This window comes from Streptomyces sp. NBC_00820, from assembly GCF_036347055.1.
Lineage (GTDB): Bacteria > Actinomycetota > Actinomycetes > Streptomycetales > Streptomycetaceae > Streptomyces.
This window is the reverse complement of sequence record NZ_CP108882.1, coordinates 2,015,542-2,028,329: the sequence shown is the minus strand read 5'-3', so window position 1 is coordinate 2,028,329 and position 12,788 is coordinate 2,015,542. Positions and strand designations below refer to the sequence as shown.

The following is a 12,788-nucleotide window of genomic DNA, read 5'->3' as shown; positions in this document are numbered from 1 at the left end:
GGCGGTCCTGCGAGAATCCGGCAATGGATCTCGAAATCCCCGAACTCCCCTTCTCCCTGCGGACCTACGGGCCCGACGGCAACTGGTCGTACGAGGACGGTGTGCTCACCGGCTGGGCGGGCCCCCGGCAGGACCGGTTCGTGACGCCGACGGGGGAAGCCCTGGACCCGGCCTCCGACGCGCCCCGGCTGCTCGGGGCGCCCGAGGGCGACTTCCAGCTGATCGCGCGGGTCACCGTGGGCTTCGCCGCCGCCTTCGACGCCGGCGTGCTCTACGTCCACGTCGGCGACCGGGCCTGGGCCAAACTCTGCCTGGAGTACTCCCCGGACGTGCCCACCGTCTGCACGGTGGTCACCCGGGGACACTCCGACGACTCCAACGCCTTCACGGTGGAGGGGAGTTCGGTGTGGCTGCGGATCAGCCGGACCGGGCGGGCGCTCGCCTTCCACGCCTCCCGGGACGGTGTGCGCTGGACCTTCGTCCGGCTCTTCACCCTGGGCGAGGAGAAGGAGACGGGCGCCGCGCTGGTCGGGTTCATGACCCAGTCCCCGCTGGGGGAGGGGTGCGTGGTCACCTACGACCACATCGAGTTCAGGGACGCGTGGCCGGGCGACCTCCGAGACGGCAGCTGAGGAGGAGGGTCGCGGCGAGCAGGGCCGCGGCGACGGCCAGGCTCGCCCGCGTCCCCGTGGCGAAGCCGCCGGAGACCAGCGCACCGAACACCGCGATCCCCAGCCCGCCGGACACCTGCCGCGCCGAGTTGAGCACCCCGGCCGCCAGCCCCGCCCGCTCGGCCGGCACGGCGTCCAGCATCACGGCCGTCAGGGTGGGGATGGCCAGCGCCACACCGAGGGCCATCGGGACGAGGAGGACGGCCACCACGACGGCGGGCGTGCGGACGTCGACGGCGAACAGCGCCAGCAGGCCCGCCACCGCGAGCGCCTGCCCGAGCAGGAGCGGCAGCCGGGGTCCGTAGCGTCCCGCGAGCTTGCCGGCCACCACGTTCGTCACCGCGATCAGCCCGGTCATCGGCAGGAACAGCAGTCCGGCGTACAGCGCCGAACGGCCCTGTACCTGCTGGAAGAAGAGCGAGAAGAGGAAGATCATCCCGTAGAACGCCACGCTGCACGCCGCCCCCGTGGCGACGGCCACGCGCACCGCCCGGTCGCGGAACAGCCCGAGCGGGACGACGGGGTGCGGCTGCCGTGACTCGATCCGCACGAACAGCGCGGCGGCGGCGACAGCCACGACCCAGGCCACGACCGATGTCGTACCGTCCTCGATCACGGCGAACGTCAGTGCCGTCAGGGCGAGTACGGCCGCCGCCTGGCCCGGCAGGTCCAGCGGCGCGGGCCGGCGCTCCGAGCGGGGCGCGCGCAGCAGCAGGGCGAGCGCGGCCAGGCCCAGCGGCAGGTTGACGAAGAAGATCCCCCGCCAGTCCCAGGCCGTGGTCAGCGCCCCGCCCGCCACCGGGCCCAGCGCCAGCGCCGTCGACCCGCCGGCCGCCCAGGTGGCCACCGCGCGGCCCCGCCGTACCGGGTCGGGATACGCCTGCCGCACCAGGGCCAGCGAGGCGGGCAGGACCACGGCCGCGGCCACGCCCTGCACCGCCCGCGCCCCGATCAGCGCCGGGAGGTTCGGCGCCAGCCCGCAGGCCGCCGAGGCGAGGGTGAAGACGGCGATGCCGACGGCGTACGCCCTGCTCGCCCCGGCCCGGTCCGAGAAGGCGCCCGTGGACAGCATCAGGGCGGCGAAGGCGAGGGTGTAGGCGTCGACCACCCACTGCAGTCCGGCCATTCCGCCGCCCAGCGAGGAACCGATGGCCGGCAGGGCCACGTTCACCACGGTCGCGTCGAGGGTGATCAGCGCTGAGCCGAGCATGGCGGCCGCCAGGGTGAGCGCCGGAGCGACTCTGTGCGTCAACTCCCGTGACTTCTTGTTCAGTTGTGGCTCGGTGAGGATCTGGTCTGTCGGCATGCCCCCATGCTGCGGATCTCTTCCGGCGTACAGTAGTGGCCTGAACGCCATGCATCCGGAGGTTCTGGCCATGCTCCGTGTCGCGGTCCTCGCGTCGCCGCCCGTGTCGATGTTCACCCTCGCCATCCCCGAGCTGCTCTTCGGGAAGGTCGAGATCGGCGGACGTCCCGGCTACGAGGTGGTGATCTGCGCGCCCGACCCGGGCCCCGTGCCCACCACCGGCGCCCTCGCCCTGCACGTGCCGCACGGACTGGAGGCGCTGCGGGACGCGGACACCGTGATCGTGGCGGGCACCGGCAAGCCCCTCTCGCCGGACCCGAGGGTGCCGCAGGTCCTGCGCGAGGCCGCCGCCGCGGGCGTGCGCATCGCCTCCATCTGCACCGGCGCCTTCTCGCTCGCCGAGGCGGGCCTGCTCAAGGGCCGAAAGGCCACCACCTACTGGGCGCACGCGGAGGAACTGCGCCGCCGCCACCCCGACATCGAGGTCCAGGGCGACGTCCTCTACGCCCAGGACGGCCAGTTCCTCACCTCCTCCGGCTACGCCGCCGGCCTCGACCTGTGCCTGCACCTCATCCGCACCGACTACGGCGCCGCCGTCGCCAACCAGGTCGCCCGGCTCACCCTGGTCGCACCCGTCCGCCCCGGCGGCCAGACCCAGTTCACCCAGACGCCGCTGCCGCCCGAGCGCGGCAACGCCTGCGCCGACACCCGGGGCTGGGCCATGCGCAACCTCGACAAGCCGCTCACCCTCACCGACCTGGCCCGGCACGCCGGTGTCAGCGTGCGCACCCTCACCCGCCGCTTCCACGCCGAGAGCGGGGTCAGCCCCCTGCAGTGGCTGCTGCACCAGCGCGTCGAACGCGCGAAGGAACTGCTGGAGACCACCACCCTGCCGATGGACCGGGTGGCCACCGCCTGCGGCCTCGGGACCGCCGACTCGCTGCGCGCCCACCTGGTCCGCCGGACCGGCCTCACCCCGAGCGCCTACCGCGCGCAGTTCACCCGGCGGGTAACCGCCGACGGCGCGGTCGCGACCTCGGCCGCGTGATCAGCGGGCGTGTGGACGTGCCGGCGTGCGGACGTGCGGACGTGCGGCCGCGCGATCGGCGCTCCGGTGATCCGTGCCGCGCCGCCCGCCGAGGGCGACAACCATCCGTTCCCGCGTAACGCCGAGCCCGGGGAATGAACGCGGCTGCTTGAACGTTCACGTACCCGGTGGGGAGAGCCTCCGCCCCCGTACGACCCCGGAAAGAGCCGAACCATGCGCGTCGAAATCTGGACCGACATCGCTTGCCCCTGGTGTTACGTCGGAAAGGCCCGTTTCGACAAGGCGCTGGCGGCGTTCCCGCACCGCGACGACGTCGAGGTGATCCACCGCTCCTTCGAGCTGGACCCCGGCCGCGCCAAGGGCGACGCCCAGCCGGTGCTCGCCATGCTCACCAAGAAGTACGGCATGAGCGAGGCACAGGCCGAGGCCGGCGAGGACAACCTGGGCGCCCAGGCCACCGCAGAGGGCCTGGACTACCGCACCCGGGGTCGCGACCACGGCAACACCTTCGACATGCACCGCCTGCTGCACTTCGCCAAGGAGCAGGGCAGGCAGGACGAGCTGATCCAGATCCTGTACCGGGCGAACTTCGCCGAGGAGCGGTCCGTCTTCACCGAGGGCGACGAGCGGCTCGTGGAGCTGGCCGCCGAGGCCGGCCTGGACGCCGACGCGGCCCGCAAGGTGCTCGCCGACCCCACCGCCTACGCCGACGACGTCCGCGCCGACGAGCGCGAGGCCGCCCAGCTCGGCGCGAACGGCGTGCCGTTCTTCGTCCTGGACCGCAAGTACGGCGTCTCGGGCGCCCAGCCCGCCGAGGTCTTCACCCAGGCCCTCACCCAGGCGTGGGGCGAGCGCTCCCCGCTGAAGCTGGTCGATCAGGGTGACGCCGGCGCCTGCGGCCCGGACGGGTGCGCGGTGCCGCAGCAGGGCTGAAACCGCAGGTGGCGCGGATGTATAAGCGTTCCTGAGTGGATCCGTGCAACACATCTCGATGGACGGGGTCCCGGCGGGGCCGCAGAGTGGTCCCATGGAGACCACGGAGACGTTCGAGAGCCTCGTCCGCGCCGAGTTCGCCCCGAAGAACACCTACCTGAACACCGCGAGCAGCGGCCTGCTCCCGGCCCGTACCGTCCGCGCCCTGCACGAGGCGGTGGCGATCCGCGCGGAGGGCCGGCCGCTCGACCCGCTGTTCGAAGACGTCGAGGCCGCCAGGGCGGCGTTCGCCCGGCTGGCGGGTGTCCCCGTCACCCGGGTGGTGGCCGGCCCCTCCGTCGCGGCCCAGACCGGGCTGATCGCCGCGTCCCTGCCCGGGGGCTCCGAAGTCCTCACCGTCGAGGACGACTTCACCTCCGTCGTGAACCCCTTCCACGCGCGCGGTGACCTCAAGGTCCGCGCGGTGCCGCTGGAACGCCTCGCCGAGTCCGTCCGGCCGGGCACCGCCCTCGTCGCGGTCAGCGCCGCGCAGTCCGCCGACGGCCGGATCGCCGGCCTGGCGGACCTGCGCGAGGCGGCCCGCACGCACGGCGCGCGCACCTACGTCGACTTCTCCCAGGCCGCCGGCTGGCTGCCGATGGACGCCGGCGCCTACGACTTCACCGTCGCCACCACCTTCAAGTGGCTGGCCGGCCCGCACGGAGCGGCGTTCCTGGCCGTCCCGGAGGACTTCGGGGGCCTGACCCCGCTGCTGGCCGGCTGGGTGGCGGCCGAGCGGCCGTGGGAGAGCTGCTACGGACCGGTCCTCGAACTCGCCCACTCCGCACGGCGGTTCGACGTGAGTCCGGCCCTGTTCACCTATGCCGGGGTGCGCCGTTCCCTCGAACTGATCGAGGAACTCGGGGTGGCCGCCGTACAGGCTCACGACCTGGGCCTGGCCGACCGCTTCCGCGCGGGCCTCGCGACCCTGGGCCACGAGGCCCTGCCCGCTCCCGGCTCGGCGATCGTCTCGGTGCCCGGACTCGGCTCCCGGCAAAGGGAGTTGAGCGAGGCGGGGATCGAGGTGTCCGACCGCGCGGGCAACCTCCGCGCGTCCTTCCACCTCTACAACACGCCCGCGGACGTCGACCGCCTGCTGGACGTGCTCTCCGGCTGACATGACCGGGCCGGGCCTCCTGTCCCACGAAGAGGCCCGGCCCGGTGTCCGGGGGAGTGGCCGCGGTGGGCCACCGTGCGGCTACCTCACCGGGGTGAAGTCCCGCGCGCCGATGAACTCCGGCCGCCGCACCGGCGCAGCGAACGGCTCCACCGCCGTGTTCTCCACGCTGTTGAACACGATGAAGACGTTGCTGCGCGCGAACGGCGTGATGTTGTCGCCGGAGCCGTGCATGCAGTTGCAGTCGAACCAGGTCGCCGAGCCCGCCCGGCCGGTGAACAGCCGGATGCCGTGCTCGCCCGCCAGCTCGGTCAGTGCCGCGTCGGACGGCGTGCCCGCGTCCTGCATCCGCAGCGACTTGCGGTAGTTGTCCTCGGGCGTGGCCCCGGCGCATCCCAGGAACGTCCGGTGCGAGCCCGGCATGATCATGAGGCCGCCGTTGGTGTCGTGGTTCTCGGTCAGCGCGATCGAGACGGACACCGTGCGCATGTTCGGCAGGCCGTCCTCGGCGTGCCAGGTCTCGAAGTCCGAGTGCCAGTAGAAGCCGCTCGCGCCGAAGCCCGGCTTGACGTTGATCCGGGACTGGTGGACGTACACGTCCGAGCCGAGGATCTGCCGGGCCATGCCGGCCACCCGCTCGTCGCGCACCAGGTTCGCGAACACCTCGCTGATCCGGTGCACTTCGAAGACCGAGCGGATCTCGTTCGACCGCGGCTCGACGATCGCGCGCTCGTCGGCCCGGATCGCCGGGTCGGCGACGATCCGGTCCAGCTCACGCCGGCAGACCGCGGCCTCGTCCGGGGTGATCAACTGGTCGACGGTGAGGAAGCCGTCCCGTTCGTAGGCCTGAAGACCGGCGGCCGGCACCGGGCCCGGGGTGTCCGGGGCGCCCCAGACGACCGGGTCCTGGCGCGGGACGGCCACCTCGCTCGTGCCGCGGCTCGGGTACAGGTCGGTGACGGTGGTCATGGGAGTCAGACCTCCTCGGGCTCGGTGAGCAGGGGATAGACGCCGTTCTCGTCGTGGTCCTCCCGTCCGGTCACGGGCGGGTTGAACACGCAGAGGCAGTGGAAGTCCTCCTTGACGCGCAGCGTGTGCCGCTCGTGGCCGTCGAGGAGGTACAGGGTGCCGGGGGTGATGGTGTACGTCTCCCCGGTCTCGTGGTCGGTCAGTTCGGCCTCGCCCCTGGTGCAGACGACGGCCTCGACGTGGTTGGCGTACCACATCGACGTCTCGGTCCCGGCGTACAGGATCGTCTCGTGCAGGGAGAAGCCGACGCGCTCCTTGGCGAGGACGATCCGCTTGCTCTCCCAGGTGCCGGACTTCGCCTTGACGTGCCGGTCGGTTCCCTCGATGTCCTTGAACGATCGAACGATCATGGAGTGTGTGCCTCCTCCTCGCTAGACGGTTTCCCGGACGGCGCGGGCGAGGATGCTCAGACCCTCGTCCAGCTCGTCGGGGGTGATGGTGAGGGCGGGCAGCAGTTTGACCACCTCGCCCTCCGGTCCTGACGTCTCGATCAGCAGACCGAGCTCGAAGGCCCGCCGGGCGACCCGTGAGGCCCGCGCCTTCTCGTGGAACTCCAGGCCCCACACCAGGCCGCGGCCGCGGTAGTCCTTCACGTCGGCGAGGTTCTCCTCGGTGATCGAGATCAGCTCGCGCTCGACCTGCTCGCCCCGGGTCCGGGTCTGCTTCTCCATCGCGGCGCCGTCGGTCCAGTACGCCTCCAGGGCCGCGGTGGCGGTGACGAAGGCGGGGTTGTTGCCGCGGAAGGTGCCGTTGTGCTCGCCCGGCTCCCAGATGTCGAGCTCGGGCCTGAACAGGCACAGCGACATCGGCAGACCGTAGCCGCTGATCGACTTCGACACGGTGACGATGTCGGGCGTGATGCCGGACTCCTCGAAGGAGAAGAAGGCGCCCGTACGGCCACAGCCCATCTGGATGTCGTCGACGATCAGCAGCATGTCCTGCCGCTCGCACAGCTCCTTGAGCGCGCGCAGCCACTCGGGCCGGGCGACGTTGATGCCGCCCTCGCCCTGCACGGTCTCCACGATCACGGCGGCGGGCTTGTTCAGGCCGGAGCCCTGGTCCTCCAGCAGCCGCTCGAACCACAGGAAGTCGGGGACCTGGCCGTCGAAGTAGTTGTCGAACGGCATCGGCGTGCCGTGCACCAGCGGAACACCGGCGCCGGCCCGCTTGAAGGCGTTGCCGGTCACGGCGAGGGAGCCCAGCGACATGCCGTGGAAGGCGTTCGTGAACGACACGATCGCCTCCCGCCCCTTCACCTTGCGGGCGAGCTTGAGCGCCGACTCGACGGCGTTGGTGCCCGTCGGCCCGGGGAACATGACCTTGTACGGCAGATCGCGCGGGCGCAGCACCAGGTCCTGGAAGGTCTGCAGGAAGGTCCGCTTGGCCGTGGTCGACATGTCCAGGCCGTGGGTGACCCCGTCCCGGGACAGATAGTCGATCAGGGCCCGTTTCAGGACCGGGTTGTTGTGGCCGTAGTTGAGTGAGCCGGCGCCGGCGAAGAAGTCGAGGTAGGCGTGGCCGTCCTCGTCGTACATCCGGCTGTCCCGCGCGCGGTCGAACACGGTGGGCCAGCTCCGGCAGTAGCTGCGCACCTCGGACTCCACGGTCTCGAAGACGCTGAGGTCGGGCTGGGTGATGGTCACGTGAATCGCTCCTCGGTACGGCGTCGGTACGGCGTCGATGCGCTGGGCGGGGTCGGTGCGGTGGGTGCGGGTGCGCCCGGCGGTGCGGCGGTGTGGTGCGGCGGTGCTGCCGGGCACCCGGCGGTGCGGTCGGCGTGCGGCGTGTGCGGCCGGTGCGGCCGGCGTCGGTCAGTGCGCCGGGATCCGGGTCAGCGGGCCGATGCGGTGCAGGACCTCGGGATCGTGCGGGCCGTCGGGGAAGAGGTCGGCAGGGAACAGCACCTCGCGGGTGAGGTCCGCCCCGTGCCGGGCGGCGAACGAGGAGAACAGGCGCTCGGAGGCGGTGTTGCCGGGCGTGATGGTGGTCTCCACGCCCGTGATCCCGCGTTCGGCGGCGAGGCGCGCGGTCAGCCCGTCCAGGAGCGCGGCGGCGATGCCGCGTCCCCGGTGGGCGGGGTCGACGGCCACCTGCCAGACGAGCAGGGTGCGGGGACGCTCGGGCCGCACGTACCCGGTGACGAAGCCGACCGGCCGACCGTCCTCGTCCCGGGCCACCGCGGAGGTGCCGGCGAAGTCCCGGCACCACAGCAGATAGCTGTAGGAGGAGTTCAGGTCGAGGGTTTTCGAGTCCTTCGCGAGCCGCCACAGGGCGGCCCCGTCGGCAGGTGCCGGGCGGTCGATGAACAGGTCTGCTGGTGCGGCAGTCATGGGGCAGGAATTTAGCGAGGCAAATTCATAAATGCACGGCCGGGGTGGCGGCGACGACCCTCAGACTCTGCGTTATGTCGGTTTTGACCTAGCTCAAAATAGGGCAAAAGTGCTTGGTTGTGGGGTCCGTCACAACATCGAAACGCGCTGGAAACCCACCCTGTTTAGCCTCGCAAAAAGCGGGCAGACGCATATGGAAGGCCATCATCGATGAATTCGCGAGAATGCTGAAGACGATTCGAATTCGCGCCGGGGAAACGAAAAGCGGCCCGCGCCTTTCGCGTGAGCCGCTGTTTCGTGGGCGTCTGCCGTCAGTGCCACGCCTCGTCCGCCGCGCGGCGCGCCGCCGCCAGGTCCACCGTCAGCCCCCGCTCGGCGAGCGCGGCGCCGAGGGCCGCCAGGCAGCGGTGCACGGTGTCCGAGGTCGCGTCGGCGCCGTAGTGGTTGACCCGGATCATCTCCTTGGCCAGCGCTCCGCCACCGGCGGCCAGCGGCAGCGTGGGGTCGCCCGCCAGGGCCAGGGCCACCAGCTCGGAGGCCACCAGCTCCGACGGCACCCGGAGGGTCGTCGCGACCGGCGCCGCGTCCCGCGCCTCGTACACGTACGGCTCCAGGCCCCCGCCCAGGGCCGCCACACCGGCCCGCACGGCCAGCGCCGCGTCACGGTGCCGGTCCATCACCGTCTCCAGGCCCGCCGCCTCGATCCGCTCCAGGCACGCCTCCAGCGCCAGCATCTCCAGCTGCGCCGGAGCGTGCAGCAGCGCCTTGCGGCCGCCGTCGATCCAGCGCTCCTTCCAGTCGAGGAGGGAGAGGTAGGAGCGGCGCGGGGCGTTCGGGTTCGCCGCCATCCGGGCCCAGGCCCGCTCGCTCACCGAGATCGCCGACACGCCCGCCGGGCCGCCCATCGCCTTCTGTGCCCCGATCACGCACAGGTCCACGCCCCAGGCGTCCGGCAGCACCGGCTCCGCCCCGACGGAGGCGACCGCGTCCAGGTAGAACAGCGCGCCGTGCTCCCGGACCACCTCGCCGATCTCCGCGACCGGGTTGGTGTTGCCGGTCGCCGCCTCCGCGTGGACCAGCGACACGAAGTCGATCTCCGGGTGTTCGGCGAGCGCCGCCCGGATCTGCTCGGCCGTCACCGCCGTGTGGAAGGGGACGGACAGGTCGTGCACGGTCGCGCCGCAGTCCCGCAGCCAGTCGCCGAAGGTCTGCCCGTACGGACCCGTGATCACGTTCAGGGCCACGGTCCCGGGGCTCGCCGCCGCGCGGATCGCTCCCTCGAGCGGCAGCAGCGCCTCGCCCTGCGTGATCACGACGTCCTGCCGGGTGTCCAGCAGCCGGGCCACCCGGTCCTCGATGGCGGCGAACCGCCCGGCGTCCAGCGGGGGCAGATCGAGGAAGGGGTGGGTCACGGCGGTGCTCTCTTCGCTCACGAGGGTCCACGGGGGCCGGCCCGGACGGCCGGCCGAGACGAGGGTAACTCTCCCCTCCATACGCCCTGCGACCGGCGACTTCTTAGGCCGGACGGCCCTGAGGCCATGGGTTTGATTTGAGGACCCCAAACATCTCCTTATAATCGGAACCCGCAGTTCCCCCCAGACGTCGCATTCCCCCCACAGGGAGATCCGCCCATGAACACGATCCTCGGACGCAGGACCCGCCTCCTGGTAGCCATCGCCGCGACGGCCGGGCTCGCGCTCGTGGCCGGCTGCTCGTCGGGCGGGGGGAGCGGCAAGACCACCGCCAAGGGAGTCCACCTCGTCAAGGCCGGCCAGCTGACCGTCTGCACCCACCTGCCCTACCCGCCCTTCCAGTCGGAGGTCGACGGTAAGGTGCAGGGCTTCGACGTCTCCCTCGTCGACCTCGTCGCCAAGGACCTCGGCGTCAAGCAGCAGACCCTGGACACGCCGTTCGAGAACTTCAAGACCGGCGCCTTCCTCAACTCCGGCCAGTGCGACCTGGCCGCCGCGGGCATGACGATCACCCCCGAGCGCAAGAAGAACGTCGACTTCTCCGACCCGTACTTCGAGGCCACCCAGGCCGTCCTCGTCGACAAGAAGAGCGGTATCCACTCCCTCGCCGACGCCAAGGCCAAGGGCAAGAAGCTCGGCGCCCAGGCGCAGACCACCGGTGAGGACTTCGCCAAGAGCAAGGGCCTCGACCCGGTCTCCTTCCACTCCTCCGACGCGCTCCTCAACGGCCTGCGCACCGGCCAGGTGCAGGCGGTCGTCATCGACTACCCGGTGGTCCAGGGCTGGCTGAAGGACAAGGCCAACGCCGACGCCTTCAAGGTCGTCGACAACATCAAGACCGGTGAGCAGTACGGCTTCACGGTGAAGAAGGGCAACACCAAGCTCCTCGCCGCGATCAACAAGGCGCTGGGCGACGCGAAGGCCGACGGCACCTACAAGAAGATCTACGAGCAGTGGATCGGCCCGTACGACGCCGCCGCCGCCTCCCCGGCCTCCTGACCCCGGCCTGATCCGCCCGGCCCGGGCCTGATCCGCCCGGCCCCGGCCGGTCCGGTCCGGCCCCGGCCTGTTCCGCCCGCCGGATCACGGCCGATTCCGCCCTCCCCCCCCACGACCCGTACGGACACGCTGACCCGATGACCGAAACCGACACCCGCATACAGCCCAGGAAGACGGGCCTGACACGCCGGCAGCGGCGCAGGCTCTCCCGTGGGGCGCAGTACGCCCTCTTCGTCGCCGCCGTGGCCGCGTTCGCGGCGACGGCGGACTGGGGACGCCTGCGGAACCAGTTCGCCCAGGTCGGCATCGCCGGGCAGATGTTCCCGGACATCATCATCCTGGCGCTGAAGAACACCGCGCTCTACACCCTGTCCGGCTTCGTCGTGGGACTGGCGCTCGGCATGATCGTCGCCCTGATGCGCCTGTCGTCCGTGGGGCCGTACCGCTGGGTCGCCGGCATCTACATCGAGATCTTCCGCGGGCTGCCCGCGTTGCTGATCTTCATCTTCGTCGGCGTCGGCGTGCCGCTCGCCTTCCCGGACATCGAGTATCCGGGCGGCATCTACGGCAAGGTCGCCGTCGCGCTCGGCCTCGTCTCCTCCGCCTACATGGCGGAGACGATCCGCGCCGGCATCCAGGCGGTGCCCAAGGGCCAGATGGAGGCGGCCCGCTCCCTGGGCTTCTCGCCCGTGCGGGCCATGGTCTCCGTCATCATCCCGCAGGCGTTCCGCGTCATCCTGCCCCCGCTGACCAACGAACTCGTCCAGGTCGTCAAGGACTCCTCGCTCGTGCTCTTCCTCGGCGTCACGCTGGAGGAGCGCGAACTGTCCAAGTTCGGCAACGACCTGGCCAGCACCACCGCCAACTCCACGCCCATCCTGGTCGCCGGTCTCTGCTACCTGCTGATCACGATCCCGCTCGGCTTCGTCGCGCGCCGCATGGAGGCCAAGGCCCAGAAGGAGATCCGGTGAGCCGTCCCGAAATCCAGGTCGAGGGCCTGCACAAGTCCTTCGGCGGCAACCAGGTCCTGCGCGGCATCGACCTGGAGATCGGCCAGGGCGAGGTCGTCTGCGTCATCGGCCCGTCCGGCTCCGGCAAGTCCACCCTGCTGCGCTGCGTGAACCTGCTCGAGGAGCCCACCGACGGCAAGGTCTTCGTCGGCGGCACCGAGGTGACCGACCCCGACGTCGACATCGACGCCGTACGCCGCCGTATCGGCATGGTCTTCCAGCAGTTCAACCTCTTCCCGCATCTCAGCGTCACCGAGAACCTCACGCTCCCGCAGCGCAGGGTCCTCGGGCGGGACAAGGCGACGGCCGAGCGGATCGCCGCCGAGAACCTGGCCCGTGTCGGCCTCTCCGAGAAGGCGTCCGCGCACCCCGCCTCCCTCTCCGGCGGCCAGCAGCAGCGCGTGGCCATCGCCCGCGCGCTCGCCATGGGCCCCGAGGTCATGCTGTTCGACGAGCCGACCTCCGCCCTCGACCCGGAACTCGTCGGTGACGTCCTCGCGGTGATGCGCGGGCTCGCCGAGGAGGGCATGACCATGATGGTGGTCACGCACGAGATGAGCTTCGCCCGCGAGGTCGCCGACCGCGTCGTCTTCATGGACGGCGGCGTGATCGTCGAGGACGGCAGCCCCGAGCAGGTCATCGGCAACCCGCAGCACGAGCGCACCCGTCACTTCCTCTCCCGCGTCCTCGACCCGGCCATGGCCGAGGTGGAGGAGGGGACCTCCGACCGGGCCTCCGGGTCCGACGGGGCTGCCGGGGCCACGGGCGCCGCCGGGTCCGACGGGACGAAGTCCTAGCACCCTGTCGGGGCGGCCCGGTCGCTCACTAAGGTGC

At 71.5% G+C, this 12,788-nt stretch carries 13 protein-coding genes; 7 read left to right on the top strand and 6 right to left on the bottom strand.

The window, feature by feature from the left end; genetic code table 11:
- The first annotated feature begins 23 nt into the window (after positions 1 to 23).
- Positions 24 to 632, top strand: a complete 609-nt coding sequence (locus OIB37_RS09305) for a DUF1349 domain-containing protein (protein WP_330457063.1) — start codon at positions 24 to 26, stop codon at positions 630 to 632.
- Here the strand turns inward: OIB37_RS09305 and OIB37_RS09300 are convergent.
- Positions 592 to 1,977, bottom strand: coding sequence for an MFS transporter (locus OIB37_RS09300; RefSeq protein ID WP_330457062.1), 1,386 nt, complete (start codon positions 1,975 to 1,977; stop codon positions 592 to 594). The two genes, OIB37_RS09305 and OIB37_RS09300, sit on opposite strands and share 41 nt — an antisense overlap.
- 49 nt (positions 1,978 to 2,026) lie before the next feature.
- Between OIB37_RS09300 and OIB37_RS09295 the strand changes: the two genes are divergently transcribed.
- The 3 genes from OIB37_RS09295 (at position 2,027) to OIB37_RS09285 (ending at position 5,114) form a co-directional block, all read left to right on the top strand.
- Positions 2,027 to 3,025, top strand: coding sequence for a GlxA family transcriptional regulator (locus OIB37_RS09295; protein ID WP_330457061.1), 999 nt, complete (start codon positions 2,027 to 2,029; stop codon positions 3,023 to 3,025).
- Between the two features lie 213 nt (positions 3,026 to 3,238).
- On the top strand, positions 3,239 to 3,958 hold the full coding sequence (locus OIB37_RS09290; protein ID WP_330457060.1) for a DsbA family oxidoreductase: 720 nt from the start codon (positions 3,239 to 3,241) through the stop codon (positions 3,956 to 3,958).
- Positions 3,959 to 4,052: 94 nt separating this feature from the next.
- Entirely contained in the window at positions 4,053 to 5,114 is a 1,062-nt protein-coding gene (locus tag OIB37_RS09285; RefSeq protein WP_330457059.1) for an aminotransferase class V-fold PLP-dependent enzyme, read from the top strand.
- A gap of 81 nt (positions 5,115 to 5,195) precedes the next feature.
- Here OIB37_RS09285 and thpD read toward each other — a convergent pair whose 3' ends face one another.
- The 5 genes from thpD to OIB37_RS09260 form a co-directional block, all read right to left on the bottom strand.
- The gene (gene thpD, locus OIB37_RS09280) at positions 5,196 to 6,083 is read right to left on the bottom strand and encodes an ectoine hydroxylase (protein WP_330457058.1); all 888 of its coding nucleotides are present in this window, start codon (positions 6,081 to 6,083) and stop codon (positions 5,196 to 5,198) included.
- A gap of 5 nt (positions 6,084 to 6,088) precedes the next feature.
- On the bottom strand, positions 6,089 to 6,493 hold the full coding sequence (locus tag OIB37_RS09275; RefSeq protein ID WP_330457057.1) for an ectoine synthase: 405 nt from the start codon (positions 6,491 to 6,493) through the stop codon (positions 6,089 to 6,091).
- A 21-nt stretch (positions 6,494 to 6,514) separates the two neighbouring features.
- On the bottom strand, positions 6,515 to 7,786 hold the full coding sequence (ectB, locus tag OIB37_RS09270; protein ID WP_330457056.1) for a diaminobutyrate--2-oxoglutarate transaminase: 1,272 nt from the start codon (positions 7,784 to 7,786) through the stop codon (positions 6,515 to 6,517).
- A gap of 168 nt (positions 7,787 to 7,954) precedes the next feature.
- Positions 7,955 to 8,473 carry a diaminobutyrate acetyltransferase gene (gene ectA, locus OIB37_RS09265; protein WP_330457055.1) on the bottom strand — a complete coding sequence of 173 codons (519 nt, stop codon included), beginning with the start codon at positions 8,471 to 8,473 and terminating at the stop codon, positions 7,955 to 7,957.
- A 311-nt stretch (positions 8,474 to 8,784) separates the two neighbouring features.
- A complete protein-coding gene (locus tag OIB37_RS09260) occupies positions 8,785 to 9,885 on the bottom strand; it encodes a pyridoxal-phosphate-dependent aminotransferase family protein (protein WP_330461801.1) in 1,101 nt (366 codons plus the stop codon).
- A gap of 219 nt (positions 9,886 to 10,104) precedes the next feature.
- On the opposite strand from OIB37_RS09260, the gene OIB37_RS09255 reads away from it, so the two are divergent.
- The 3 genes from OIB37_RS09255 (at position 10,105) to OIB37_RS09245 (ending at position 12,751) form a co-directional block, all read left to right on the top strand.
- Positions 10,105 to 10,944, top strand: coding sequence for a transporter substrate-binding domain-containing protein (locus tag OIB37_RS09255; RefSeq protein WP_330457054.1), 840 nt, complete (start codon positions 10,105 to 10,107; stop codon positions 10,942 to 10,944).
- Between the two features lie 137 nt (positions 10,945 to 11,081).
- Positions 11,082 to 11,915, top strand: a complete 834-nt coding sequence (locus tag OIB37_RS09250) for an amino acid ABC transporter permease (RefSeq protein ID WP_330457053.1) — start codon at positions 11,082 to 11,084, stop codon at positions 11,913 to 11,915.
- Positions 11,912 to 12,751 carry an amino acid ABC transporter ATP-binding protein gene (locus OIB37_RS09245; protein ID WP_330457052.1) on the top strand — a complete coding sequence of 280 codons (840 nt, stop codon included), beginning with the start codon at positions 11,912 to 11,914 and terminating at the stop codon, positions 12,749 to 12,751. Before OIB37_RS09250 ends, OIB37_RS09245 begins: the two co-directional genes overlap by 4 nt.
- Positions 12,752 to 12,788: the final 37 nt, after the last annotated feature.

Bases quoted from the DNA above. Each gene is read 5' to 3' on its own strand.
- OIB37_RS09305 (WP_330457063.1), top strand. From the start codon at position 24: ATGGATCTCGAAATCCCCGAACTCCCCTTCTCCCTGCGGACCTACGGG.
- OIB37_RS09300 (WP_330457062.1), bottom strand. From the start codon at position 1,977: ATGCCGACAGACCAGATCCTCACCGAGCCACAACTGAACAAGAAGTCA.
- OIB37_RS09295 (WP_330457061.1), top strand. From the start codon at position 2,027: ATGCATCCGGAGGTTCTGGCCATGCTCCGTGTCGCGGTCCTCGCGTCG.
- OIB37_RS09290 (WP_330457060.1), top strand. From the start codon at position 3,239: ATGCGCGTCGAAATCTGGACCGACATCGCTTGCCCCTGGTGTTACGTC.
- OIB37_RS09285 (WP_330457059.1), top strand. From the start codon at position 4,053: ATGGAGACCACGGAGACGTTCGAGAGCCTCGTCCGCGCCGAGTTCGCC.
- thpD (WP_330457058.1), bottom strand. From the start codon at position 6,083: ATGACCACCGTCACCGACCTGTACCCGAGCCGCGGCACGAGCGAGGTG.
- OIB37_RS09275 (WP_330457057.1), bottom strand. From the start codon at position 6,493: ATGATCGTTCGATCGTTCAAGGACATCGAGGGAACCGACCGGCACGTC.
- ectA (WP_330457055.1), bottom strand. From the start codon at position 8,473: ATGACTGCCGCACCAGCAGACCTGTTCATCGACCGCCCGGCACCTGCC.
- OIB37_RS09255 (WP_330457054.1), top strand. From the start codon at position 10,105: ATGAACACGATCCTCGGACGCAGGACCCGCCTCCTGGTAGCCATCGCC.
- OIB37_RS09250 (WP_330457053.1), top strand. From the start codon at position 11,082: ATGACCGAAACCGACACCCGCATACAGCCCAGGAAGACGGGCCTGACA.